Source organism: Phreatobacter sp. (assembly GCF_051860605.1).
Classification (GTDB): domain Bacteria; phylum Pseudomonadota; class Alphaproteobacteria; order Rhizobiales; family Phreatobacteraceae; genus Phreatobacter.
This window is the reverse complement of record NZ_JBHYDR010000004.1, coordinates 406,947-430,666: the sequence shown is the minus strand read 5'-3', so window position 1 is coordinate 430,666 and position 23,720 is coordinate 406,947. Positions and strand designations below refer to the sequence as shown.

Here is a 23,720-nt window from a genome sequence, read left to right as displayed (position 1 = left end):
CTCCCGCAGACTGGTGCTTGCCGCCGTTATAGAAGCGCGGCAAGGCCCTGTCATGATCGGCCATGCGGAAGGCTACGGAAGGAAGACGCCATGGCGGACGACAACCCCTATGCCGAGCGGCCGAACCGGCATCCCCTGCCGCCGCTCATCTTCTTCGGCTGCGTGGCGCTGGGCTACGGGCTGAGCCAGGTGCTGCCGCCCATGCCCGCCTCGCAGGTGCTGAAGGCGGCCGGCGCGCTGGCGCTCGGCGCCGGGCTGGCGCTGGTCATGTGGGCCTCGCTGACGCTCGCCCGCGCGCAGACCGCCGTCCTGCCGCACCATCCGGCGCGCCGGCTGGTGACGGGCGGGCCCTTCGCGCTGTCCCGCAACCCGATCTATCTCGGCGAGGTGCTGATCCTGTCCGGCCTCGCCGGCATCGAGGCCTCGGCCGGCTATGCCGCGGCGGCCGCGCTGCTGGTGGTGCTGGTGACACGGTTCGCCATTGTCCGCGAGGAGGCCCATCTCGCCGCCCGCTTCGGCAAGGCGTGGAAGGCCTATGCCGGACGGGTCCGGCGCTGGCTGTAGGGGCGGGTTGGCACCTGATGACCACCGGCGAGGGTGGGGCCATCAGAAAACGGTGACTCATGCGGGCCTGCTGCCCGACACCCGCTCGTCAATCGCAGAGCCGTCCGGCCGAGGCGTCAAAATCTGGGGCGAGAGAGCGGCAGCGGCGCCGTCGTCATCGCCGGGGTATCGGCCGGCGGAACGGCCGCGGGCGGCACCTGTGATCCGGCGGTCGGCACCTGCGCGGGCGGCGCATCGGCACCGGCAAAGGCCAGCGCGCGGGCAGGCTCGGCCGCAGCCGGCGCGGCCGGCGGGGTTGCCGCAGCGACCGCCGTCGCCCCGGCACCGTGGTGGTGGAACCGGTTCTGGGCCAGTTGCTGCCATTGCTGGCGCGTGCCGGCGAAGACATTGCGGTCGACATTGCCGGTGATGCCGGCGATCCGGCCCGTCGCGGTGATCTGCCAGAAGGCCCAGCGGCGGCCCGGATAGCGCTCGTGCGGCACGGCCGCCACCGAGCGGACCCAGAACGGGTACTGGGCGAACTCGCCGTTCGCCAGCACCTCGCGATGGAACTTGATGTCGGCATAGATGATCGGGCGCTTGCCGTAGTGGCGCTCGATGGCGTGCAGGAACTCGCGCATCTTGGCCTGGGCCTGGGCGACGGGAATGCGCCGCGGACAGGTGGGCGACTGGAAGTTCCATTCCACGTCGAGCACCGGCGGGAGCGCATCGGGATCGCGCGGCACGTTGCGGATGAACCAGGCGATCTGGTCGGCCATCGGCCGGCACCAGTAGGTGAAGTGATAGGCGCCGCGCGGAATGCCGGCCCGGCGCGCGCCCTCCCAGTTCTCGTGAAAGCGGGAGTCCAGCCGGTCGCCGCCCTCCGTCGCCTTGATGAAGGCGAAGGACACGCCGGCCTCGCGCACCTGCTGCCAGTCGATCTGGCCCTGGTACTTGGACACGTCGATGCCGTGGATCGGATGGGCGTGGTGCCCGACCGTCTGGGTCATCGTCGGGAAGGGGTGGCCGCCGCCGGTCGGGGCGGCAACCTCCGTCGGAACGGAGCCGCATCCGGCCAGCGTGAGGCCGGCCAGCACGAGAACGATCGGGGGAACGAGTGCGGACCGCATGGACAGCCCTTGGCGGCAAATCATGGCCGACGCAAGGCCGGCCGGACCCTGATCTTATGCTTTACGACCCGTTTCCTTTTCGTAACGGGCCTTGGTCTCGGCATTCGGCGGATAGAGGCCGGGCAGCGGCACGCCCTTCTCCACCTCGCCCATCAGCCAGGCTTCCAGATGCTCCTGCTCGACCGCCGCCTCGACGACCTGCTCGACGAGGTCCTGCGGGATCAGCACGGCGCCGTCACCATCGGCCACCACCACGTCGTTGGGGAACACCGCCACACCGCCGCAGCCGATCGGCTCCTGCCAGTTGATGAAGGTGAGCGCCGCCACGGAAGCCGGCGCCGCCGCTCCCGAGCACCAGACCGGCAGGCCGGTGCCGCGGACCCCGTCGGCATCGCGCACCACGCCGTCGGAGACGAGCGCCGCAACACCGCGCTTGGCCATGCGGGCACACAGGATGTCGCCAAAAATGCCGGCATCGCGGATGCCCATGGCATCGACCACGGCGATGACGCCCTCCGGCATGGCCTCGATGGCGCCGCGGGTGGAGATGGGCGAGGACCAGCTTGCCGGCGTCGCCAGATCCTCACGGGCCGGCACGAAGCGCAGCGTGAAGGCGCGCCCGACCTTGCGCTTGCCGGCATGGCTGAACGGCGCGGTGCCGGCCATCCAGACCTTGCGCAGCCCTTTCTTGAGCAGGACCGTGGTCAGCGTGGCGGTGGTGATGGTCTCGAGCTTCGCCCTGATGGCGGGGTCGAGCGGCAGGACGTCAGTCATGGCGGGCTTTCGCGTGGGGTGGAAAGTCGGCGGAACCTGCCCCAGCGGATCGCCAATGTCGAGCGCGCGGGGCGCGGACCCGGCTACAGCCGGAACCACCAGGTGGCAATGGTGAGGAAGACGAAGAAGCCGGTCACATCGGTCACCGTGGTGACGAAGGGACCTGAGGAGATCGCCGGATCGACCTTGAAGCGGTCGAGGGTGAGCGGGATCAGCACGCCGCCGAGCGAGCCGGCGACGAGGTTGCAGATCAGCGCCAGGCCGATGACCAGCCCGACGCCGGCATTGGTGAACCAGAAGCTGGCCACGGTGCCGGTGATCAGCGCGAACAGGCAGCCGTTGATCAGGCCGACCATCGCCTCGCGGCGGATCACGCGGCCGGCATTGTGATGGCCAAGGTCGCGGGTGGCGAGCGCGCGCACGGCGACGGTCATGGTCTGGGTCGCGCCACTGCCGCCCTGGCTCGCCACGATGGGGGCGAGAATGGCGAGCGCCACCATGGCCTCGAGCTGCATCTCGAAGGATTTCAGCACCGTGGTGGCGGCAAAGGCCGTCACCAGATTGATCAGCAGCCAGCGGAACCGGCCCCTGGCCGTCGTCCAGACGCTGTCGGACAGTTCCTCGTCGGCCTTGACGCCGCCGAGCGCCTTGATGTCCTCGTCCGCCTCCTCCTCGATCACGTCGACGATGTCATCGACGGTGAGCACGCCGACCAGACGCCCGGACTCGTCCAGCACAGGAGCCGACAGCAGGTTGTAGCGCTCGAACATCAGCGCCACGTCCTCCTGGTCCTCGGAGGCAAGGACCGTGCGGACATCCTCTTCCATAATCTCGGTGACGACCACCGGGCGCTTGGTGCGCAGCAGGCGGTCGAGGCGGACATGGCCGAGCAGGCGATAGGCCGGATCGACGATGAAGATTTCGGTGAAATCGTCCGGCAGATCGGCGGATTCGCGCAGGTGGTCGATCACCTGCCCGACCGTCCAGAACGGCGCGACCGCGATGAAGTCGTCCTTCATGCGCCGGCCGGCGGATTCCTCCGGATAGTCGAAGGCGCGCTTCAGGGCGAAGCGCTCGCCCTCCGGCATGCGATCGAGAATCTGCTCGCGATCCTGCTCGTCGAGATCGGAGAGGATGGTGACGGCATCGTCGGTCTCGAGATTGGCGATGCCGTCGGCGACCTGCCCCGGCTCCATCTCCTCGAGCATCTCGAGGCGGATGGTCTCATCGACCTCGGTGAGCGCGGTGAAGTCGAAGGCGGCGCCGAGCAGTTCGACCAGCGCCAGCCGGTCCTCGGCATCGAGCTGGACGATGAGCGCACCCATGTCGGATTCATGCGCCTCGGCGACAAGGGCGGCGAGAGCCTCGCGGTCCCTTGCGGCCACCAGGCGCGTGACAGCCTCGACGACGTCGGCGCGCAGCTCGCCATCGGCGTCGCGCCAGTCCTCCTCGCGCCAGTCAACGGGACCGGACGTGCCAGGCGAAACGGTCTCGGCCATAAGCGCCTCCGTGACGTGCTGCTGCGGTGGGAGAAGGGTGCGGCCTTGCCGGCGGCGCGAGGCCTTCTTTGGCCGCCGTGGGACGATTTGGCAAGCGGCCGGGTGGCCGCGTCAGGCATGGCCACGACCGGCAGCTGGTCACCCTGGCTGCGAAGGTGACCTCCTGAGAATTGCCGGCGATTGCGGCTGGCACCCTCTGGCGCGACACAACCTATTCGTGTATTTGATATCCGGGGCGCGCCAATGGAGCCGACCATGACCGATCACTCGACTCTGCTGCCCATCTGCCAGTCAATCGGCCATTTTCTCGAGTTCTTCTGCGTTCATGGCGTGCCGGGCAACAAGGATGCCGCCCGGCCGGTCTCGATCATCGTCAATCACGGCTATGCGCTTGGGTTTTCCCCCGCCCGGCTGCAGCCGGTCTGGGCGGCCTATCAGGTGAGCGCGGCCCGGAAGGATGTCGACTACGAGCGGCCGGAATTCTTCTACGAGGACCCGCGGCTTCCGAAGGACTGGCAGATTGGAACGGCCGGCTTCAGGCCGATCGGCGAGATGAAGTTCGACCGCGGACATCTGGTGCCGAACTTTGCCATCAACACCCAGTTCGGCCGGGTCGCCCAGTCCGAAACCTTCTTCATGTCGAACATCATGCCGCAGCGCTCGACTACCAACCGTGGCGCATGGCAGCGAATGGAGAAGGCCATCATTCGGGCCTATGCGCCGATGCGGAAGCATGTCTGGGCGGTGGTCGGACCGATCTTCGGCGACGATCCGCCGATGATCGCTCGCCGCAACGGCCTCCAGGTGCCCGTCCCGGAAGCCTATTTCCTCGTCCTCGCCGATCCGGAACGCTACCCCTACGACGCGCCGGACAACCTGAACATTCTCGCCGTTCGCATGCCGCGCGACTGGGGCTCGGGTGCACTGTCGGACGATCTGGTGACGTCCCTGCCGGCCATCGAGGCAGCCACGGGGCTGGAGTTCTTCCCGCGGCTGACCGCGAGACAGAAGGCAAAGCTTGAAAACCAGACGAGCCCGGTCATGTGGCCGTTCGACGCCATCGCGGCCAGTCCCAACGACCCGCGCCCGCCGTCCTGACCGAAGCCGCGGCTCACGCCATCCGGAACGGCGAGGGATCGCCGCGTTCGACGATCACCTGCTCATAGGCACGGGCCACCGCCCGTCCGTGGCGGCGGAAGATGGTGCCGGGGCCGGGCGAGGCGGCGCCGAGCGCCGCGTCGATGGCGGCAAGGGTGGCGTCCACCCGCTCGTTGGCCGCCTGGCGGGCAAAGGCCAGCGCATCGAGCGGCGTCGCGATGCCGGTCCGTTCGTTGAGGTCATCGACCAGCAGGCGGATGGCGCGGATGCGGACGCGGAACTCGAAGTCGTCGAGCCGCGCACATTCGTGCTCCTGCTTGCGTGTCAGAACCTTGGCGACGTCGAGGGGCGGCATCGAGAAAAATCTGGCCAGCCGGCAGGCGGATGGCAAGAGGGCTGTCCGCAAGTGCGCTCCCGCCGCCCCAGTGTGTCGCCCTCGACTAAAGCCATGCCGTACCCAATCGCACCCCGGAGAAGACAACAATGCTGACAAGCCGCTACGACGACGCCTTCCGGTATGCTCACGATCTCCATCGTCACCAGACCCGCAAGGGCTCGGGCGTACCCTATGTGGCCCATCTGATGGCCGTGTCGTCTCTCGTGGTGGAGAGCGGCGGTGACGAGGACCAGGCGATTGCGGCCCTGCTGCACGACGCGGCCGAAGACCAGGGAGGCGCAGCAACGCTGGCGGACATCTCCCGACTGTTCGGTCACGACGTGGCCGCTATCATCTCAGACTGCACCGACAGCTGGGAGGATCCCAAACCTGCCTGGCGGCCCCGCAAGGAAGCATATCTGAGGCTTTTGCCCACCAAGCCGGCACGGTCGCTCCTCGTGTCACTTGCCGACAAGACACACAACGCCGAAGCGATTCTGACAGACTATCGAACCATAGGCGACGAAATCTGGAGCCGGTTCAATGGCGGGGCCGAAGGCACGCGCTGGTACTACAGCGCCCTCAGTGCCCTTTTCTCGGTCATCCTGCCGGGCCCGTTGTCCGGCCGGCTGGACCGGGCGGTCCTCGGCTTTCTTGCGCCTCTCGACCCGGGGGAGATTCGGCGCGGGAAAAGTCACTCGTAGTCCGGTCGGACGACTGCCGCACCGGACAGATCAGGGAGGCTCCCGACACGGAAGCCTCCCGTAGCTTGCGGTGTCAGCGGGTCATGCCCGGAGACCCTCGGTGCGGGCGTCCACGGTTCTGTCGAAAGTGACTGCAAGCGCCATCAAATCGGCGGGAACAGGCATTGGCGCATCGCGTGCCCTCCCTCCCACGGCCGCAACCCGCAAGGCAGCTTCTGCGTCCCATGTTTGCACGCCGCATACAGTCCACTTGGGCCTGGCTCACGACAGCGACTGTGATTTGACCGCTTGTCATTTCGACCGGAGATGATGCTGATGCCGGACCTGCGAACAAAACACCACATCCGACAAACAATATCGCAATGAAGGCGACAATTTTTCCCACCAACGACCTTCGTTCATTTTTCATAATGTGACTCTCATGACATGAATTTGGCGATATACACAAACCCGTCAAACTCCAACAAGGGATATTGTGTATTCGCGTGCGACATCATCATGAAGATACTTCTGTTCGCCAAGCCCATCGCGTGCATGGCGTCCCTGCCGCTACGTGCCGGCACGAAGGAACCTGTGCCCCGCCGGGTATGACAGCCGCGCCCGGCCGTTGGCGTGACATTCGGGGAGGCAAACACGAGCGGACGGCGGCGGGCCAGCGGCCGCCCCATCCGTCCGGTCAGAGGCTTGCCTTCAATGGGGGGGCGTCAGCCGCCCTCGTATTCCTTCACCCAGTGCTCGGCGATCTCGGTGCCGGTGGCGAACCAGACATCGGGGAAGGTGCGGATGAAGGCGACCAGTTCGCGGATCAGCGCGATGCGGCTCGGCCGGCCGCCGAACTGCGGGTGGAAGATCATGTCGAACAGGCCGCCCCACCTGTAGATCTCGCGGAACTCCTCCTTGTAGACCGACAGCATGTGCTCGTTGGTGAAGATCGGCCGCGGTGTCTTCACCGAGAACAGCGCGAAAGGCGCGTCGTCGAGACTCCAGTGCCAGGGCAGTTCGACCGGCCCCTTCGAGCCGTCCGGCAGGATGTGGCGATAGGGGTTGATGTCGTCCATCAGCGAGGAATCGTAGAGGAAGTCATGCTTCTGCAGCAGGCGGAACAGCCCTGCCGAGACCTCGCCGGCCGGCGAGCGATAGCCCTTCGGCACCACGCCGACGACGCGCTTCAGCGCATCGAGCCCCTTCTCCATCTCCTCGATCTCGGCCTGGGGATCGTCGCTCACCCATTTGTGCGAATAGGAATGGTGGCCGATCTCGTGACCGTCCTTGAGGATCATCTCGACGCGGTCGGTATGGTTCTCCACCGTCCAGCCGGGCACGAAGAAGGTCGCCTTGATCTCCTCGTCGCGCAGCGTGTCGAGGATCTTCGGCACGCCCACCTTCGAGCCATAGCGGCCCTGGCTGAGGATGCCCGGCCGGTTGGCGTTTTCCGGATCGCGCGAGGTCCAGAGCGTCTCGGCGTCGAAGTCGAAGGTCAGCATCACGGCGCAGCGCGCCCCGTTCGGCCAGCGGACGCTCATGTCGTGCATCGGTCGTCTCCCAGTTCAGAGCCAGGTCGTTTGAGTCATACCCTGCCGTGGCGGGCGGCGAGAAACCCGCCATCGACCGGCAGCACCGCGCCGGTGACGAAGGCGGCATCGTCGGAGGCCAGGAAGGCGACGGGGCCGGCAATGTCGGCCGGGGTGCCCGGTCGCTCCATGGGCGTGCCTTCCACCATCAGCCGTCGATAAAGCGCATTCTGCATGTGGCCCGCGGTCATCGGGGTGGCGATGAGGCCGGGCGCCACCGCATTGACGCGGATGCCCTCGGGCGCGAGTTCGCCAGCCAGCTGGCGGGTGAACTGGGCGATGCCGGCCTTGGCCACGGCATAGGCCGTGGTGCCGGGATAGCCGGTGATGCCGAAGATCGAGGAGATGTTGACGATCCGCCCGCCCGGTCGCGGCAGGTGCGCCAGCACGGCGCGGGTGACACGCAGCACGGCGGCAAGGTTGGTGTCGATGAACCGGTCAATCAGCGCGTCGTCGGACTCGGCAAGCCGCTTCGATCCGCCGATGCCGGCATTGTTGACCAGAATGTCGATGCGCCCGAAGACGGCAAGCGCCGCATCGGCCATGGCCTGCCCCGCGTCCCGGTCGGTGACGCTGCGGATCAGCGCGACCTGCCCCAGCCGCCGGGCTGTCTCCTCCACCTCGGGCAGGAGGTCGACCAGCAGGACGCGCGCGCCCTCGCCCGCAAGCCGTTCGGCAATGGCCTCGCCGATGCCGCGCGCGGCACCGGTCACGATGGCCACCTTGCCGTGAGAGCGGGCCGGATCAGGCAAGGCGGCCTCCATCGACCGGCAGGGCGACACCGGTGGTGAAGCCGGCCGCGTCGCTGAGCAGATAGAGCACAGCGCCGGCCACTTCCTGCGGCGTGCCGAAGCGGTTCATCGGGTGACGGGACTTCTGGAAGGCCGCGCGCGCCGCCTGTGCGGCTGCGTCCCCCGACGCGGCGATGGCGCGGTCGTTCATCGGGGAATCGATGGTGCCGGGGCATACGCAATTGACGCGGATATTCTCGGTCGCGTGATTGAGCGCCAGGCTTTTCGCCAGCAGCGTCACCGCGCCCTTGGACGCCGAATAGGCGGACAGGACGGGTGAACCCTGCAGGCCCGATGTCGAGGAGAACAGCACGACCGAGCCGCGCCCCAGTTCGCGCATGTGCGGGATGAACGATCTGGCCGCGAGCCAGGAGCCCTTGACGTTGATGGCGAAGACCCGGTCCCAGTCGGCCTCATCGACCTCGATGGCGATCTTCGAGGGACCGACAATGCCGGCGGCCACCGCCAGCAACTCCACCGGCCCCAGTTCGCGGAGCGCCTTGCCCGCCGCGCGTTCCATGTCGGCCGCGCTGGTGGTGTCGCCCGCGCAGGTCACCGCGCCCGGGCAGAGCGCGGCGGTTGCCTCAAGCCCCTCCTCGTCGCGGTCGAACAGGAAGAGCCGCGCGCCTTCCGCCGCGAGGGCCACCGCGCTGGCCCGACCGAGGGCACCGGCGGCCCCCGTCACAGCCGCAACGCGCCCCTCGAACCTCGCCTGCATGACATCGCCTCCGGCACTCGCATCAGACCGTATCGCCCTTCGATACGGCCATATCACCATCGTGAGGCGGGCCTCTGCCGGGTGTCAAACCGCATGCGCGCATGGCCGCCCGCCGGATTGCGGGGAGCGGCGTTTCAGGCGTGAGGCCGTGCAGCCATCCGGACTTCAGAGGCTGGTCCCGAAAAGGCTGCGAGATGCCCATTGCGTCATGCCCGGCCTTGGGCCGGGTATCCGCGACGAACCCTTTCGGTCGTGTTCAAGTCGTGGATGGCCGGGACAAGCCCGGCCATGACGTCGAAAAGGGCGGCGTTTCCACGTTCCGGGTCAGCCTCTCAGGACCCCATGGCGCGCGCCGCCTCGATGGCGAGCGGCCCGAAGCGGCGCCGGAACGTGTCGATCGACCATTCGCTGAGCGAGCCGGCAATATGCACGGCCCCCACCGGCCGGCCCTGTTCGACCACGGCCGCGGACAGGACCACCTCGCCGAGCAGGGCCTCCTCGGCGGCATAGCTGTAACCGTCGCGCCTGGCCTCGCGGATGCGGTCCCAGATCATCGGGATGTCGGTCATGCTCTTCGGCGTGAGGGGCCGGCGGTCGGAGCGGGCCAGGATGTCGTCGACCTCGCTGTCGGGCAGGTGCGACAGGCAGGCGCGCCCGCCCGAGGACAGGAAGGTCGGGATGCGGCGCCCCGGCAGCGTGGCGTAGAAGGTCTCGCGCTTGCTCTGCAGGCGCAGGGCATAGACCGTCGTCGTGTCGTCGAACAGGCTGAGATCGACGCGCTCGTCGATGCGCTTGCGCAGGTCGATCAGGATCGGGGTGGCGCGCTCGATCAGCGGATTGGAGCGCAGATAGTCGAAGGAGCGGTCAAGCAGACGCCGTCCCAGCGTCAGGCGGCCATTGTCCGCCCGCTCCAGATAGCCGCGGCTGAGCAGCGTCTGGCCGATGCGCTGGGCCGCGCTCTTGTTGATACCGGCCGCCTCGGCAATCTCGCCAAGCGATCGCGGCCGGGGGCCGGCTGCGAAGGATTCCAGCACGTCGAGAGCGCGGGCCACCGACTGGAGAAAGAGCCGCTCGTCGACATCGGAGGGCAGTGCCTTGCCGCCCGACGGTGCGCCGATCGCCCGAATGCTGTCCATGGATGTCCCCTTCAGCCTTCCCTGTCGGCGGCCTTTCCGGCCTGCGGAACCTGCGACCGGGGATTGCTCCCCGCTTTGCCGGCGACCACCGCGTGCTTTCGCGCGCCAGCCTCCCCCGTTTGTGCAGGGGCGGGCTGTCTCCCAAGCAGGGCCCTTCCCTTGCGGTCGCGACCCTGCAACTCTAGCATTATCGGAACGCTCGTATTGCTGAGAAATACGACATGAACCGTGATCGGGCAAGCCCCATCCTTTGCCTACCCCGGTCACTGCGACCGGCCTTGCCCGCATGCCGCATGACCCGCTTCACACGCCTCCGGAGGAACCAGCCATGATGCTATCCCGTCGACAGACCCTTGCCGCCGCGGCTGCGCTTGTCGCCGCGCCCCGGCTGGCGAGTGCCCAGGCCCAGGATCGGCCGTTCCGCTTCGTGGTCAATGTGGGCCTGCAGAACCTCGACCCCATTTCGAGCCCGTCCTTTGTGACGCGCAATTTCGGCTATCTCGTCTTCGACACGCTGGTGTCGCTGGACGGGGCAGGAAACTACAAGCCGCAGATGCTCGAGGGCTGGGACGTCAGCGCCGACCGGCTGACATGGCGCTTCCGGCTGCGCGACGGCCTCGCCTTCCACGACGGCAATCCAGTGACGCCCGAGGACGTCATCGCCTCGCTGAAGCGCTGGGGCGCCCGCGACTCGATCGGCCGGCGCCTGATGGCGGCGACCGCAGAACTCGTCCCGGACGGCCCGAAGGGATTCCGGCTGACCCTGTCGCGGCCCTTCGGCGGCGTCATCGAGGCGCTCGGCAAACCCTCCGTCCATGTGCCGATGATCATGCCGGCGCGCATTGCCGGCGCAACGCCCCCCACCCAGCAGGTGTCCGAGATCGTCGGCTCCGGTCCGTTCATCTTCAACCGCGCCGAATGGGTCCCCGGCGACCGCGCGCACTTCACCCGCAACGAGAAATATGTGCCGCGCAGCGAGCCGGCTGACGGCCTTTCGGGCGGCAAGGTCGCCAAGGTCAACCGGGTGGAAATGCTGACCCTGCCCGACATCGCCGTGCGCTATGCGGCGCTGACCCGCGGCGAGGTCGATTATCTGGAATATGCCCCGGTCGATCTGATCCCGCGCATGCGCCGGGACCGCAACCTGACCTTCGCCAAGGCCAGCGGCCGCGCCGAACTGATCTATGCGGTGTCGATCAACCATTTCGAGGCGCCGATGGACAATGTCCTCGTCCGCCGGGCGTTGCAGCAGTGCCTCGACCGGGCCGAGGTACTGGCCGGCGCCGGGTTCGGCGGCGATCTTGGCAATCCGGACTGCACCTCCATGCTCATGTGCGGCGCGCCGTTCGAGAGCGATGCGGGCAAGGACATCATCGGCAATCCGAGCATCGACAAGGCCAAGGCCCTGCTGGCCGAAGCCGGCTACAAGAACGAGAAGATCGTCCTGCTCCACCCGCTCGACAGCCCGCTGCTGAACCCCTACGGCAGCGTGCTCATCGACCGCATGAAGCGCGCCGGCTTCAACGTCGATGTGCAGGGCCTGGAATGGTCGGCGATCGCCCAGCGCTGGGTCCAGCGCAATCCGCTCGACCAGGGCGGCTGGAGCGTCATTCCGGTGGTCTATACCGGCTTCGACATGTCCGACCCGCTGTCGAACCTCGGCATCGGCTTCAACTGCACGGGCAACCAGCCCTGGGGCTATTGCGTCGACCGCATGAAGCCGGTGCTCGAGCGCTTCGAGGCCGAAAGCGATCCGGCGCGGCGCAAGGCGCTGGCCGCCGAGTTGCAGCTGATGGCGACGGAGGATGCCACGTTCCCGATCGCCGGACAGTTCCGCAGCCCGGCGGTGTGGCGTTCGGAGCTGAAGGGCGTCATCGACTTCGGGTTCCCGGTCATCTGGAACATCGAGCGCTGACACCCGCCCCGTAAAAAAAGGCCGCCGCCGGCTCGTCCTGCGGCGGCCTTTGTGTGTTCAGCTCAGCATCCGCACATCGGCGCAGACCGAGATCGCCTGACCGGTGATGGTGCGACCCCGTTCGGAGGCCACGAACACGATCTGGTCGGCGATCTGCTGGGGCGTGACATAGGATTCCATCGACGTGAACTGCAGCGCCGAGCGCTCCATCTCGTCGAAGGAAATGCCGCGCTGCTGGGCCTTGGCCTCGAAGACACGGCGGATGCGGTCGCCGGCAACGACGCCCGGCAGGATGGCATTGCAGCGGATGCCGTCCGGCCCCAGTTCGATGGCCAGCGACTTGGTGAAGCCGATGACACCCCATTTGGCCGCCGCATAGGGGCTGCGCAGGGCAAAGCCGAGCCGGCCGGCCACCGAAGACAGGTTGACGATGGAGGCGTTGCCGCTCTTGCGCAGGTGCGGAATGGCAAGCCGCGCGCAGTTGAACTGGGAGGTGAGGCACACCTCCACGCAGCGGTCCCAGTCCTCCGGGTTGATCTCCTCGGCGCGGCCCGTGGGACCGGCGATGCCGGCATTGTTGACGAGCACGTCGAGACCGCCGAGGCGGAGAGGCGCCTCGTCGAACAGCCGCGCCACCTGGGCGCGATCCGCCACGTCGCAGCGGCTGGCCGTCAGGCCGGGATCGCTGGCGGCAAGGGCCGCAAGGGCCGCCTCGTCGACATCGCAGACATGGACCCTTGCACCCTCCCTCAGAAAGGCGCGCGCCGTCTCCAGCCCGATGCCGGCGGCGCCCGCCGTCACCAGCACGCGCGCACCCGAAAGTCCCATGTCCATGATCCGGCCCTTCCCTCTGCGCCGCCCATCCGCGGGCGGCGATGCCATCCGGCCAATTGTGCGACCCGGGGGCCGTCGCGGGCAATCGCGAACTCACCCCTGCCCTGCCGGACGGCGCAGTGGTGCCCGTGCGCCGGCCGGTCCAGCATGGCGGGCGGCCCGACTCGCTTCGTGCGACAGGGGCCTGAGAAGATGTTCGCGTGGCTGAGAGGACCGGAGGCGCCCGATGACTGCCATCGCCATCGTTGGATCGGGCCTGATCGGCCGGGCCTGGGCGACCGTTTTTGCCAGCCACGGCTTCGATGTGGCGCTCCATGACGCGGTGCCGGGCGTGGCGAAGGCGGCCCGCGCCCATATCGGCCGCAACCTGAAGGAACTCTCAGGCTTCGGCCTTGTCGACGACCCGGCCGAAGCGCTGAAGCGCATCCGCCTCGCCAGCGACCTTGCCGACTGCCTGAAGGGCGTGGCCCTCGTGCAGGAGAGCGGCCCGGAGACGGTGGAAGCCAAGACGGCGCTGTTCGCCGAGATGGACGCGCTGGCCCCGCCCTCGGCCGTGCTGTCCTCGTCCACCTCGTTCATCGTCGCTTCGGTCTTTTCGGAAGGGCTGAAGGGCCGGGCGCGCTGCCTTGTCGGGCATCCGGTCAATCCGCCGCACCTCGTGCCGATCGTCGAGATCGCGCCGGCGCCCTGGACCGCCCCGCAGGCGGTGGAGAAGGCACGCCGGATCTACGAGAAGGCCGGCCAGGTGCCGATCGTCCTGCGCAAGGAGAGCCCCGGTTTCGTGCTCAACCGGCTGCAGGCGGTGCTGCTGGCGGAGGCCTTCCGCATCGTCGGCGACGGCATCTGCTCGCCCAGGGACCTCGACAAGACCATCCGCGACGGGCTCGGCCTGCGCTGGGCCTTCATGGGGCCTCTGGAGACCATCGAGCTGAATGCACCGGGCGGCATCCCCGACTATGCAGCCCGCTATTCGGCGTCCCTCGACCGGATGGTGAAGCAGAGCGAAGGCCAGCCGGCCTTCACGAAGGCGACGATCGCGGCGATCATGGCCGAATGGCCGGAGCCGCAGGAGGCAGACCGGATCCGCAAGCTCAGCGCCTGGCGCGACAGCCGCCTGGCCGCCCTGAAAGCCCACAAGCGCGCGGCCGCGCGCAAGCCGAAGTGAACCGCAAGACGGGAATGGAATGACGATGAGCAAGAACCGCAAGGTCATGATCACCTGCGCCGTGACAGGCGCGATCCACACGCCCTCGATGTCGCCTCATCTGCCGGTCACGGCCTCCGAGATCGCCGATGCGGCGGTGGAGGCGGCCGAGGCCGGCGCCGCACTCGTCCATGTCCATGCGCGCAATCCGGTCACCGGCCAGCCAGACCAGTCGCCCGAGGCGTTCGAGCCGTTCCTGAAGGTGATCAAGCAGCGCAGCAAGGCGGTGATCAACATCACCACCGGCGGCGCGCCGACCATGTCGGTGGAAGAGCGGCTGACCCCTTGCGCCGTGTTCAAGCCGGAAGTCGCATCCCTCAACATGGGCTCGATGAATTTCGGCCTCTATCCCATGCTGAACCGCTTCAAGGAGTTCAGGCACGACTGGGAGCGGCCCTATCTGGCCGGCTCCGACGACCGCATTTTCAAGAACACGTTCAAGGACATCGAGAACATCCTGACGACCTGCGCCGAGAACGGCACGCGCTTCGAGATCGAGTGCTACGACATCGGCCACCTCTACACGCTGGCCCATTTCGCCGACCGGGGCCTGGTCAAGCCGCCGTTCTTCGTCCAGTCGGTGTTCGGCATCCTCGGCGGCATCGGCCCGCATCCGGAAGACGTCTCGCACATGAAGCGCACCGCCGACCGGCTGTTCGGCGACGACTATCGCTGGTCGGTGCTCGGCGCCGGCCGGAACCAGCTGGCGATCGCCGCGCAGGCGGTCTCCATGGGCGGCAACCTGCGGGTCGGGCTTGAGGACTCGCTCTGGATCCGCCCGGGCGAACTGGCGAAATCGAATGCCCAGCAGGTGCGCGCGGCCCGCCAGATCGTCGAGGCCATGGGCCTTGAAATCGCAAGCGCCGACGAGGCGCGCGAGATCCTGCAGCTGAAGGGCGGCGACAAGGTCAATTTCTGACCGCGGAGCCTAGGCACCGGGGCGGAGAAGCCTGAGCCGGGTCAGCCGGCTCGGATTGCCCTCGGCCAGCAGGATGTCGCCATCCGGCGTGCCGAACAGGCCGTGAGCCCCGTTGAGCATCGGCCGGCAGCGACCGATGCGGCTGCCGTCGGGGGCGATCTTCGTCAGGCTCGGCACCATGTCGGTGATGTAGGCGCAGCCCTCCGCGTCGCCCCAGATGCCCACCGGCTGGTAGAAGTCGTGCCAGGTCTGCAGGTGCCGGCCCTCGCCGTCGAACACCTGGACGCGGTTCCAGGTGCGGTCGACGACCACGACGCGGCCATCGGCGAAGGTCCAGATCGCATGCGGCCAGACGAACTGGCCGTCGGCATCGCCCTGCCCACCCCAGCTCTGGATGAGCGCGCCGCCTGCGCTGAAGCGATGGACGAAGGCCGCTCCATAGCCGTCCGCGACATAGATGTCGCCCCAGGGCGCGACTGAGACATCGGTGGGATGGTTGAAGGGGGCATTCGGGCGACCGCGCGTGCCGAGCTGCCCGACCCGCTCGCCGGCGGGCGTGAACCAGATCACCTCGTGCATGTCGCGATCGACGGCGATCAGGTGGCCGGATGCGGTCGCGGTCAGCATGTGCGAATCGGCGATCGCCTCGCCGCCCCAGCCGGCAAGGTAGCGGCCCTGCGGATCAAGCTCGATGACGCGCGGATCGGCCGGGTGCACCAGGGGGTCATGGCGCAGCATGACGAAGACATGGCCGCGCCAGTCCACCGTGACGTCGGTGACAAATCCGGTATTCGCCGGCCATGCGCCGAAGGGGCGCTCGACGCGATAATGGGTGTCGCCGAGGGCGACGATGAGGTCATGGGCCATGCGATACGTCCTTCGGGTGCGCCGTCACCCCGCGAAGGGATGCGTCTTCGCCCAATGCTGCGCGATGTCGAGGCGTCGTGTCACCCACACGTCTGCATGGCTCTGCACATAGTCGAGGAAGCGCGCCAGACCCGCCGCACGCGCAGGATGGCCGATGAGGCGCATGTGCAGCCCGACCGACATCATCTTCGGCTGCGTGCGCCCCTCGGCATAGAGCATGTCGAAGGCATCCTTGTGCCATTCGAAATAGTCGGCGGAGGTGGCGAAAAATCCCGAGCCGAACTTGCCGTCATTGTTGACCAGCGAATAGGGCACGACCAGGTGGGGCTTGCCATCGACGACCTTCCAGTAGGGCAATTCGTCGTCATAGGCGTCTGAATCGTAGAGGAATCCGCCCTCCTCCACGACCAGCTTGCGGGTGTTCACGCTCGGCCCGTAGCGGCAGTACCAGCCGAGCGGACGCTCGCCGACCGTCTGCTTCAGCGAGGCGATGGCCTTGGCGATGTGCTCGCGCTCGGTCGCCTCATCGAGGTCATAGTGCTTGATCCAGCGCCAGCCGTGGCAGCACACATCGAAGCCCGATGCCCTGATGGCCGCCGCCGCTTCCGGATTGCGCTCGATGGCGAGCGCGCAGCCGAAGACGGTCATCGGAAGCCCGCGCTCCTGGAACAGGCGCATGAGCCGCCAGAACCCGACGCGGCTGCCATAGGCGAACATGCCCTCGCCGGCCAGATCCCGGCCCTTGACGCCGGTCGGCAGGCCGTTGGCCTCGGTCAGGCCGATTTCGGTATAGCCCTCGCCGTCCTGAACGGAGGGCTCGGAGCCCTCCTCGTAGTTCATGACGAAATTGATGGCGATGCGGGCGCCGCCCGGCCATTTGGGATCGGGCGGGCTCGCGCCATAGCCGATCAGGTCGCGATCATAGGGCGTGGTCATGTCCGGCTCCGCGGGGTCAGGCACTCATGCGGCGGGTCAGACCGGTCAGCCGGTCCATCACCACCAGGAGAACAAGGGTCGCGAGGATCAGCACGCCGGCAATGGCAGCGATCCGCACGTCGAGGGTCGATTCCATCATGCCCCACATGCGGATCGGCAGCATGGAGGTGCGCGCCGTCGACAGGAACAGCGAGACCGGCACGTTGTCCATCGAGGCGATGAAGGCAAGGAAGGCGCCAGCCGCAATGCCCGGCGCGATCAGCGGCAGGGTGATGCGGCGGAAGGCGTAGAGCCGGCTCGCGCCGAGATTGGCGGAGGCCTCCAGCAGCACCGGGTCGAGCTGGGTGAGGCTTGCCAGCGTCGTGCGGAAGACGAAGGGCGCGATCACCACCAGATGGCCGGCGATCAGGAGGTTGAGCGAGGGGCGGATGCCGAGCACCGAGAAGAACATCAGCGCCGCCAGCCCATAGGACAGGGTCGGCAGGACCAGCGGCGACAGGAAGCTGGCCTCCAGAACCTTCGCCGACGGGCGGCTGACGCGGGTGATGGCGAGCGCTGCCAGCACCGAAAGCACCGACCCGATCAGCGTTGCCAGGCCCGCGACCCAGATGCTGTTGGCCGCCGCCGTGTGGATCGGCGCCGACCGCACGGGGTCGAAAAGAGCCACATACCATTGGGTGGAGAAGCCGGGAGGCGGGAAGCGCAGGGTCTGCGTCGTCGTGAACGAGGTCACGATGACGATGACCACGGGTGCGACCAGGATCAGGATGGCGAGGCCGGCCAGGAAGCCGACCGTCCAGTTGAAGCTCACGTCCGCGGGGGTCGATCGCTGCATGGTCGCCTCAGTTCGTTCGTGCGAAGCGGCCGAGCCAGCTCAGCGCCATGATCCCGGCGAGAACGGTGAACAGCAGCGTCAGCGAGGCAACCGCCGCAAAGGGCCAGTTGTAGACCACCATCGACTGCTGCCAGATCAGCGCTGGCAGGTAGACGAGGCGGGCGCCGCCGATCACCGACTGCGAGATGAAGGCGGTCGTCGCCGAGGCGAAGACAAGCGTCGCGCCGGCGATCCAGCCCGGCAGCGTCAGCGGCAGGATGACCCTGAAGAACGTCCGCCATTTCGATGCGCCAAGGGCCCGCGATGCGTCCACCAGGCTCTGGTCCATCTGGTTCATGACGGTGAGCAGCGGCAGCAGCATCAGCGGCATCTCGATCTGGGTCAGCGCGATGACGAGGCCGAGCTCGGTCTGGAGCAGGTTGAGCGGCGTCGCCGTGAGCCCAAGGGTCATCAGCGTCTGGTTGATCACGCCCTCCCGCGCCAGGATGACGATCCAGGCGAAGGTGCGGATCACCACCGAGGTGAGCAGCGGCATCAGGATGATGAAGACCAGCACGCGCTGCATGCGCGGGCCGGAGGCACGGAACATCAGCGCCAGCGGATAGGCCAGGATCGTGGTGGCGATCACCGCCAGGACGCCGAGTTTGAGCGTGTCGAAGATCACCTTCAGGTAGAAGGGATCGGTATAGAACTTCGCCCAGCTGCCGAGGCCGAACACCGTCTGCTCGGAACCCGAGTGAAGGCTCGTCCAGAGCAGGATCAGGAAGGGCGTCGCGAAGAACAGGAGGTAGGTCAGGCCGAGCGGCGAGGCGAGCCGCCAGTCGACCTTGTCCCCCGCCGGGGCCTGAGCCCCGGCTCCGATCGCTGCCGCAGCGGCCACGATGCCGATCCTATTTCGTGATCTCCTTGTTGAACCGTTCGATCCAGGCCGCGCGCTGCGGATTGATCGTGGTCCAGTCGTGGGTGACCATGCGCGACAGCTCGTCCACCGACTTGATGTCGAGCGTATCGACCAGCGTCACGTCCTTGTTGATCGGGATCATGTTGTAGGGCTGGCGCTGCAGGGCGCCCTGCACCTCGGCGGAGATGGCCGCGTCGATATACTTGTAGGCGTTGGCGACATTGTCGGCGCCCTTCACGATGTGCAGCGTCGTCTGGAAGGTGATGGCGCCGGTCTCCGGCTTGATGAACTCGATGTCGACGCCGCGGCCCTTGAGGATCGCGACTGTGTTGGTGTTGGTGTACATGATGTCGATCTGGCCCTGCTGGAACAGGCCGGGCATGGCCGCAGGCGCGGCCACCGCCGCCGCCTTCGACACCGCCTTCTTCAGTTCGGCGAAGACCGGCTCGACATTGGTGTCCGAACCGCCGAAGACCTTTGCCATCTCGATGATCGACACGGTGCCGAACGTGGTCTGGAAGCCGGTCAGGCCGAGCCGCTCGACATAGGGCGACCGGAACAGGTCGGCCCAGCCCTTCGGCGGCGCCGGGAACTTCTTCGGATTGTAGGCAATGCCGACCACCTGCGCGTTGCAGGTGACGCCGTGCGACTTGATCAGGCCGGCCGGGATCTTCGCGGCATTGGTGAGCTTGGAGGCGTCGATCGGCTCGAACAGGCCGGCGGCCTGGGCGGCCGCGGCCGGACCGGGATCGAGCACGAAGCAGTCGAAGGGCGGCACGCCGCGCGCAGCACGCACCTTCGCGACCTGGTCGACCGCGAACAGCGGGTCGAAGGCAATATCGACATTGGATGCCTTCTTGAGGGCCGGCGCGACGACCGCGCGGTAGGCCTCTTCCCAGGTTCCGGGATAGATCGCGGCGGTCACGCTTCCGGAGGCCGATGCGCTGCGGGGCGAGAGGCCCGCAAGGCCGAGCGCACCAGCGCCGGCCAGAAGACTGCGTCGTGTGAAATGGGCCATGGTTTGCTCCTTGGTCGCTGAGTGTGGGGTGTTGGGGATCAGGATGCGTCGACGGGAAACAGTGCAGGCCGCGCGTGAGCCGCCAGCGCGCAATAGGCCCGGCCGGGCGGGGCCCCGGCCACTCCGGGTCGCCGCGGCACCGCCACCTTCATCGTCTCGCCGGTGATGCCGAGGACATCGTGGATGAGGGCGCCGCCGATCGGCAGGCTCAGCTTGAGATCGACCGGCAGGCGGTCGGGCGCCGCCTCGTCCGCCAGCAGCATCTGCTCGGGCCGCACGGAGACGAGGACCGGCTGGCCAGGCGAGAAGGCCGCGCGCGAGGGAACGGTCCAGACCGTGCCGCCGTCGAGCACGATCCGGTAGCCGCCATCGACGGGCGCCTCGATCCGGCCAGCCAGGAGATTGCTCGAACCGATGAAGTTGTTGACGAAGAGCGTGGCCGGCTCGTCATAGATCTCGACCGGCGAGCCGAGCTGCTCGATGCGGCCCTGGCTCATCACCGCGATCCTGTCGGCGATCGACATCGCCTCGTCCTGGTCGTGCGTGACCATGATGGCGGTCAATGCGAACTGCCGCTGGAGGCGCTTGATCTCGATCTGCATGTCCAGGCGCAGGTTCTTGTCGAGTGCCGCGAAGGGCTCGTCGAGCAGGAGGATGCGCGGCCGGATGGCCAGGGCGCGGGCGAGCGCGACCCGCTGCTGCTGCCCACCGGATAGCTGGCGTGGTTTGCGCTCGCCGAAATCCTCCAGCCGGACGATCGCCAGCATTTCGGCCACGCGTTCGCGCTGGGCCTGGCGACTGGCGCCGCGTGCGGCAAGCCCGTAGGCGATGTTCTCCGCAACCGTCATGTGCGGGAACAGCGCGTAGTTCTGGAAGACGATGCCGATCTCGCGGCGGTTGGGCGGCAATTCGTCGATCGGACGCGAACCGATCACCACCTTGCCGTTGGTCTGCTGGATGAAGCCGGCGACGATCCGCAGCAGCGTGGTCTTGCCGCAGCCGGAAGGCCCGAGAAGGGCGACCAGTTCGCCGCCCTTCACCTCGAGCGTGACATTGTCCACGGCCAGGCCGCTGCCATAGCTGTGGGTCACGCCGTCCAGCGTCAGGGGCTGAGCGGCGGGGTGGCTCGGGCTCGTGCCGGCCGTTGACGGATCGGGGTTTACGGATCTGCTCATCGGTGACGACGGAGCAACGGCTGTGCCAAACGCGCCGGCGGGAGCGGGCGGCAGCCATCCGGCGGCATTCTGGGACCGCGACTTGCATGGCTCCAGAATGGATTGCCAAGGGAGGGCCGCCGTGCCGATCGACATGACCGAGGCCTATACCTTCTGGCCCTCCGTGGCGGAGATCGCGGCGGCAGTGACCGCGGGCCGCAGTTCCGCAGGCGCAGAGACGCGTCGCGCCCTTGCCAGGATCGCCGCGCTGGACGGCGCGATCAACGCCTTCACAAGCGTCGACGAAGCCGATGCCATGGCGCGCGCAGCGGCCGTCGATGGGCGGATCGCGGCCGGCGAGCTTCTGCCGCTGGCGGGCGTGCCGGTTGCCATCAAGGACAATATCTGGGTGAAAGGCCGCCCGATCACCCAGGGATCGAACCTTTTCCGCGATTTTGTCGCGCCTGACGACGCCGAGGCGGTCGCCCGTCTCGTAGCCGCCGGCGCCGTGATCGTCGGCATCGCCAACTGCTCCGAATTCGCCGCCAAAGGCCAGACGACCAACCGCCTGCACGGCGCCACGCGCAATCCGTGGAACCTTGCCATGACGCCCGGCGGATCGTCCGGCGGATCGGTGGCGGCTGTGGCGAGCGGCATGGTGCCGCTGGCGATCGGCACGGATGCCGGGGGATCGAGCCGCAGGCCGCCGGCCCATACCGGGCTGGTCGGGCTGAAGCCGTCCTTCGGTGCCGTTCCCTATGGTCCCGGCTTCGAGGAACCCTTTTTCGGCATCTCCTGCATCTGCCCGATCGCGCGGACCGTGGCCGATGCGGCCCTGGCCTTCGAGGTCATGGCCGGGCCGAGCCGCCTCGATCCGCATTCGGTTCCGATCGCGCCGGACGGCCTGTGCGAGCCCTTGCGGATGCGGATTGCATACAGCCCGAAATGGGGGCTCGACGTGCCGGTGGAGCCGGATGTCGCAGCCCTGACGGGGCATTGTGCAGAACACCTGCGACAGGCGGGATTCGACCTTGTTGCCGCCGATCCGGACTGGCCCGAGGGCGCGGCGGAGGCAGGGCTCGGCGCCATCCAGCAAAGCGGGCTGGCGGCCCTCCACGGTGCCGCCTGGGCAACCCGACCCGCGCTCATTGACCCCGATCTCGGCGCGCAGATCGACGCCGGTGGCAGGCTGGCCGGGACCGATGTCGCGAAGGCGCTTCTGCTGTCCGAAGCGGTTGCGGTTGCCGGCACAAAGTTCTTTTTCGCCAATGGCCTGGACGCCGTCATCGGACCGACGACGCCCTGTGCCGCCTGGCCTGTGGAACGTCTGGGGCCGAGTATGATCGCGGGCGTTGATGTCGGCCCGCGCGGCCATGCCGTGTTCACGCCGCTGTTCAACCACACGCGCCAGCCGGCGATATCCATTCCGTGCGGCTTCGACCGATCCGGCCTGCCGATCGGCCTGCAGGTTGTCATGCCCCGAGGACGCGATCGGGCGCTGCTCGTCCTTGCGGCAGCGATCGAGCGCACACTGGCCATATCTGTCTGACCCGCGGTTCGATCCGGCGCCTGAACTGCCGCCTCCGGCGCCACAGCTTTGCTTATTTTTTAATCACATCTACTGATTGGGCACCTTCGTCCAATGCCGTTGGGGCCGGCACGCCTCTTGCTGCCTGATGCGGACAACCGCCAGCTCTTGCTGCCTGACGACAAGGAGTTTCCCATGGCCACCCTGCTCACCTTCGGCATCGACCGGCGCAGCCTGCTGGCTGGTCTCGGGCTCAGTGCCGCGACGGGCCTTGGCGCACCGTCCGTCCTGCGCGCGCAGGCCCGCGAAATCGTCGTGGGCGGCGCCGCCAGCCACAAGCCATGGGTCGAGCAGCACGTCGCTCCCCTGTTCGAGCGGAAATACAATGCAAAGCTGACTTTCGAGGGGACGCGCTCGCTCGTGAACCTCGAGAAGATGCAGAAGAACAAGGATCGGCCCTATCTGTCGGTGGTCCAGATGGACGATCCGGTGATGATCCTTGCGGTCCGCGAAGGCCTGCTTGAGCCGATCACCGCCGCCAAGGCGTCCAACCTCGCCAAGCTGAAGCCGGGCACCGTCCATATGGACGGCCAGTGGGCCAATTACCTGCAGCCCTGGCAGGGCATCGCCTACAACACCAATGTCATCAAGACGCCGCCGACCTCCTGGGCAGAGGCCTATGATCCCAAGCACAAGGGCCGGATCATCATCCCCTCGCTGCAGAACACGGAAGGCCTGCCGAACCTGTTCATGGCCTCGCATCTTGCCACCGGAAAGCCGATGGCCGAGGCGACGCTCGACACCGAGTCCGGCTTCAAGAAGCTCATTTCGCTGAAGCCCAACCTGCTGACCGTCTACAACCAGATGCCGCAGGCCTTCAGCCTGCTGGAACAGGGCGAGGCGCACATGATCGTCGGCGCCCTGTCCTCCTTCGCCCTCGCGCGCAAGCAGGACGGCGCGCCGCTCGGTCTTGCAGCGCCGAAGGAAGGCATCTTTCCGGTTCCCTCAGGCATCGCCGTGGTCAAGGGCGGACCGAACCAGGACCTCGCCTTCGCCTATGTGAACGAACTCCTCGGTGCGGAGATCCAGTCGAAGATCGCACCGCCGACCTTCGCCCTGCCCACCAATGTCGACGTGCCGCCGCCGCCCGGCATGCCCACCGGCATCGCCGTCCACACGATCGACTGGGGCTTCGTGGCCGAGAACCGCAACGCCTGGGTCCAGCGCTGGGATCGCGAGATGTCCATGTGAGGCAAGGGCGGGCGGTCC

The 23,720-nt window shown here is 67.5% G+C and carries 23 protein-coding genes; 8 read left to right on the top strand and 15 right to left on the bottom strand.

The features are described 5' to 3' along the window. The first annotated feature begins 90 nt into the window (after positions 1 to 90). A complete protein-coding gene (locus ACTIFS_RS09805; protein WP_439573891.1) occupies positions 91 to 564 on the top strand; it encodes a methyltransferase family protein in 474 nt (157 codons plus the stop codon). 116 nt (positions 565 to 680) lie between these two features. Here the strand turns inward: ACTIFS_RS09805 and ACTIFS_RS09800 are convergent, their stop codons facing one another. From ACTIFS_RS09800 to mgtE, 3 genes are all read right to left on the bottom strand, one after another. After that, positions 681 to 1,673 (bottom strand): glycoside hydrolase family 25 protein, encoded by a 993-nt coding sequence (locus ACTIFS_RS09800; protein WP_439573890.1) that lies wholly within the window; start codon positions 1,671 to 1,673, stop codon positions 681 to 683. Positions 1,674 to 1,727: 54 nt separating this feature from the next. Further along, positions 1,728 to 2,447, bottom strand: coding sequence for a ribonuclease activity regulator RraA (locus ACTIFS_RS09795; RefSeq protein WP_439573889.1), 720 nt, complete (start codon positions 2,445 to 2,447; stop codon positions 1,728 to 1,730). Positions 2,448 to 2,530: 83 nt separating this feature from the next. Next, positions 2,531 to 3,946, bottom strand: coding sequence for a magnesium transporter (gene mgtE / locus ACTIFS_RS09790; protein WP_439573888.1), 1,416 nt, complete (start codon positions 3,944 to 3,946; stop codon positions 2,531 to 2,533). Between the two features lie 255 nt (positions 3,947 to 4,201). Here mgtE and ACTIFS_RS09785 point away from each other — a divergent pair, with 255 nt between their 5' ends. Beyond that, positions 4,202 to 5,044, top strand: a complete 843-nt coding sequence (locus tag ACTIFS_RS09785) for a DNA/RNA non-specific endonuclease (protein WP_439573887.1) — start codon at positions 4,202 to 4,204, stop codon at positions 5,042 to 5,044. A gap of 13 nt (positions 5,045 to 5,057) precedes the next feature. Here the strand turns inward: ACTIFS_RS09785 and ACTIFS_RS09780 are convergent, their stop codons facing one another. Beyond that, entirely contained in the window at positions 5,058 to 5,399 is a 342-nt protein-coding gene (locus ACTIFS_RS09780) for a hypothetical protein (protein WP_439573886.1), read from the bottom strand. A 128-nt stretch (positions 5,400 to 5,527) separates the two neighbouring features. Between ACTIFS_RS09780 and ACTIFS_RS09775 the strand changes: the two genes are divergently transcribed. Continuing rightward, the gene (locus ACTIFS_RS09775; RefSeq protein WP_439573885.1) at positions 5,528 to 6,124 is read left to right on the top strand and encodes an HD domain-containing protein; all 597 of its coding nucleotides are present in this window, start codon (positions 5,528 to 5,530) and stop codon (positions 6,122 to 6,124) included. 704 nt (positions 6,125 to 6,828) lie between these two features. Here the strand turns inward: ACTIFS_RS09775 and ACTIFS_RS09770 are convergent. The 4 genes from ACTIFS_RS09770 to ACTIFS_RS09755 form a co-directional block, all read right to left on the bottom strand. Then, positions 6,829 to 7,656, bottom strand: a complete 828-nt coding sequence (locus ACTIFS_RS09770; protein ID WP_439573884.1) for a polysaccharide deacetylase family protein — start codon at positions 7,654 to 7,656, stop codon at positions 6,829 to 6,831. A gap of 35 nt (positions 7,657 to 7,691) precedes the next feature. After that, the gene (locus ACTIFS_RS09765) at positions 7,692 to 8,447 is read right to left on the bottom strand and encodes an SDR family NAD(P)-dependent oxidoreductase (protein WP_439573883.1); all 756 of its coding nucleotides are present in this window, start codon (positions 8,445 to 8,447) and stop codon (positions 7,692 to 7,694) included. Next, positions 8,440 to 9,204: an SDR family NAD(P)-dependent oxidoreductase gene (locus ACTIFS_RS09760; protein WP_439573882.1), complete on the bottom strand. Its 765-nt coding sequence runs from the start codon at positions 9,202 to 9,204 to the stop codon at positions 8,440 to 8,442. The genes ACTIFS_RS09765 and ACTIFS_RS09760 overlap by 8 nt, the downstream gene beginning before the upstream one ends. 332 nt (positions 9,205 to 9,536) lie before the next feature. Beyond that, entirely contained in the window at positions 9,537 to 10,340 is an 804-nt protein-coding gene (locus tag ACTIFS_RS09755) for an IclR family transcriptional regulator (RefSeq protein WP_439573881.1), read from the bottom strand. Positions 10,341 to 10,668: 328 nt separating this feature from the next. Between ACTIFS_RS09755 and ACTIFS_RS09750 the strand changes: the two genes are divergently transcribed. Then, the gene (locus tag ACTIFS_RS09750) at positions 10,669 to 12,255 is read left to right on the top strand and encodes an ABC transporter substrate-binding protein (protein WP_439573880.1); all 1,587 of its coding nucleotides are present in this window, start codon (positions 10,669 to 10,671) and stop codon (positions 12,253 to 12,255) included. A 57-nt stretch (positions 12,256 to 12,312) separates the two neighbouring features. On the opposite strand, the gene ACTIFS_RS09745 is transcribed toward ACTIFS_RS09750, so the two are convergent. After that, positions 12,313 to 13,089, bottom strand: coding sequence for an SDR family oxidoreductase (locus tag ACTIFS_RS09745; RefSeq protein WP_439573879.1), 777 nt, complete (start codon positions 13,087 to 13,089; stop codon positions 12,313 to 12,315). A 226-nt stretch (positions 13,090 to 13,315) separates the two neighbouring features. On the opposite strand from ACTIFS_RS09745, the gene ACTIFS_RS09740 reads away from it, so the two are divergent. Further along, a complete protein-coding gene (locus ACTIFS_RS09740) occupies positions 13,316 to 14,254 on the top strand; it encodes a 3-hydroxyacyl-CoA dehydrogenase (protein WP_439573878.1) in 939 nt (312 codons plus the stop codon). Between the two features lie 25 nt (positions 14,255 to 14,279). After that, complete coding sequence (locus tag ACTIFS_RS09735; RefSeq protein ID WP_439573916.1) at positions 14,280 to 15,212, top strand: 3-keto-5-aminohexanoate cleavage protein; 933 nt, start codon at positions 14,280 to 14,282, stop codon at positions 15,210 to 15,212. Positions 15,213 to 15,221: 9 nt separating this feature from the next. Here the strand turns inward: ACTIFS_RS09735 and ACTIFS_RS09730 are convergent, their stop codons facing one another. From ACTIFS_RS09730 to ACTIFS_RS09705, 6 genes are read right to left on the bottom strand one after another with little or no spacing between them, the layout of a single operon-like run. Next, a complete protein-coding gene (locus ACTIFS_RS09730; RefSeq protein ID WP_439573877.1) occupies positions 15,222 to 16,079 on the bottom strand; it encodes a hypothetical protein in 858 nt (285 codons plus the stop codon). 24 nt (positions 16,080 to 16,103) lie between these two features. Next, positions 16,104 to 17,015: a polysaccharide deacetylase family protein gene (locus ACTIFS_RS09725; RefSeq protein ID WP_439573876.1), complete on the bottom strand. Its 912-nt coding sequence runs from the start codon at positions 17,013 to 17,015 to the stop codon at positions 16,104 to 16,106. 16 nt (positions 17,016 to 17,031) lie between these two features. Further along, entirely contained in the window at positions 17,032 to 17,850 is an 819-nt protein-coding gene (locus ACTIFS_RS09720; RefSeq protein WP_439573875.1) for an ABC transporter permease, read from the bottom strand. A 7-nt stretch (positions 17,851 to 17,857) separates the two neighbouring features. Then, a complete protein-coding gene (locus tag ACTIFS_RS09715) occupies positions 17,858 to 18,730 on the bottom strand; it encodes an ABC transporter permease (protein ID WP_439573874.1) in 873 nt (290 codons plus the stop codon). Positions 18,731 to 18,740: 10 nt separating this feature from the next. Further along, positions 18,741 to 19,769, bottom strand: coding sequence for an extracellular solute-binding protein (locus tag ACTIFS_RS09710; RefSeq protein WP_439573873.1), 1,029 nt, complete (start codon positions 19,767 to 19,769; stop codon positions 18,741 to 18,743). A gap of 38 nt (positions 19,770 to 19,807) precedes the next feature. After that, positions 19,808 to 20,944, bottom strand: coding sequence for an ABC transporter ATP-binding protein (locus tag ACTIFS_RS09705; protein WP_439573872.1), 1,137 nt, complete (start codon positions 20,942 to 20,944; stop codon positions 19,808 to 19,810). A 121-nt stretch (positions 20,945 to 21,065) separates the two neighbouring features. On the opposite strand from ACTIFS_RS09705, the gene ACTIFS_RS09700 reads away from it, so the two are divergent. Together ACTIFS_RS09700 and ACTIFS_RS09695 are read left to right on the top strand one after the other, a co-directional pair. Then, positions 21,066 to 22,472: an amidase gene (locus tag ACTIFS_RS09700; RefSeq protein ID WP_439573871.1), complete on the top strand. Its 1,407-nt coding sequence runs from the start codon at positions 21,066 to 21,068 to the stop codon at positions 22,470 to 22,472. A 174-nt stretch (positions 22,473 to 22,646) separates the two neighbouring features. After that, positions 22,647 to 23,702, top strand: a complete 1,056-nt coding sequence (locus tag ACTIFS_RS09695) for an ABC transporter substrate-binding protein (RefSeq protein ID WP_439573870.1) — start codon at positions 22,647 to 22,649, stop codon at positions 23,700 to 23,702. Positions 23,703 to 23,720: the final 18 nt, after the last annotated feature.

Bases quoted from the DNA above. Each gene is read 5' to 3' on its own strand.
- ACTIFS_RS09805 (WP_439573891.1), top strand. From the start codon at position 91: ATGGCGGACGACAACCCCTATGCCGAGCGGCCGAACCGGCATCCCCTG.
- ACTIFS_RS09800 (WP_439573890.1), bottom strand. From the start codon at position 1,673: ATGCGGTCCGCACTCGTTCCCCCGATCGTTCTCGTGCTGGCCGGCCTC.
- ACTIFS_RS09795 (WP_439573889.1), bottom strand. From the start codon at position 2,447: ATGACTGACGTCCTGCCGCTCGACCCCGCCATCAGGGCGAAGCTCGAG.
- mgtE (WP_439573888.1), bottom strand. From the start codon at position 3,946: ATGGCCGAGACCGTTTCGCCTGGCACGTCCGGTCCCGTTGACTGGCGC.
- ACTIFS_RS09785 (WP_439573887.1), top strand. From the start codon at position 4,202: ATGACCGATCACTCGACTCTGCTGCCCATCTGCCAGTCAATCGGCCAT.
- ACTIFS_RS09780 (WP_439573886.1), bottom strand. From the start codon at position 5,399: ATGCCGCCCCTCGACGTCGCCAAGGTTCTGACACGCAAGCAGGAGCAC.
- ACTIFS_RS09775 (WP_439573885.1), top strand. From the start codon at position 5,528: ATGCTGACAAGCCGCTACGACGACGCCTTCCGGTATGCTCACGATCTC.
- ACTIFS_RS09770 (WP_439573884.1), bottom strand. From the start codon at position 7,656: ATGCACGACATGAGCGTCCGCTGGCCGAACGGGGCGCGCTGCGCCGTG.
- ACTIFS_RS09760 (WP_439573882.1), bottom strand. From the start codon at position 9,204: ATGCAGGCGAGGTTCGAGGGGCGCGTTGCGGCTGTGACGGGGGCCGCC.
- ACTIFS_RS09755 (WP_439573881.1), bottom strand. From the start codon at position 10,340: ATGGACAGCATTCGGGCGATCGGCGCACCGTCGGGCGGCAAGGCACTG.
- ACTIFS_RS09750 (WP_439573880.1), top strand. From the start codon at position 10,669: ATGATGCTATCCCGTCGACAGACCCTTGCCGCCGCGGCTGCGCTTGTC.
- ACTIFS_RS09745 (WP_439573879.1), bottom strand. From the start codon at position 13,089: ATGGACATGGGACTTTCGGGTGCGCGCGTGCTGGTGACGGCGGGCGCC.
- ACTIFS_RS09740 (WP_439573878.1), top strand. From the start codon at position 13,316: ATGACTGCCATCGCCATCGTTGGATCGGGCCTGATCGGCCGGGCCTGG.
- ACTIFS_RS09735 (WP_439573916.1), top strand. From the start codon at position 14,280: ATGAGCAAGAACCGCAAGGTCATGATCACCTGCGCCGTGACAGGCGCG.
- ACTIFS_RS09730 (WP_439573877.1), bottom strand. From the start codon at position 16,079: ATGGCCCATGACCTCATCGTCGCCCTCGGCGACACCCATTATCGCGTC.
- ACTIFS_RS09725 (WP_439573876.1), bottom strand. From the start codon at position 17,015: ATGACCACGCCCTATGATCGCGACCTGATCGGCTATGGCGCGAGCCCG.
- ACTIFS_RS09720 (WP_439573875.1), bottom strand. From the start codon at position 17,850: ATGCAGCGATCGACCCCCGCGGACGTGAGCTTCAACTGGACGGTCGGC.
- ACTIFS_RS09710 (WP_439573873.1), bottom strand. From the start codon at position 19,769: ATGGCCCATTTCACACGACGCAGTCTTCTGGCCGGCGCTGGTGCGCTC.
- ACTIFS_RS09705 (WP_439573872.1), bottom strand. From the start codon at position 20,944: ATGAGCAGATCCGTAAACCCCGATCCGTCAACGGCCGGCACGAGCCCG.
- ACTIFS_RS09695 (WP_439573870.1), top strand. From the start codon at position 22,647: ATGGCCACCCTGCTCACCTTCGGCATCGACCGGCGCAGCCTGCTGGCT.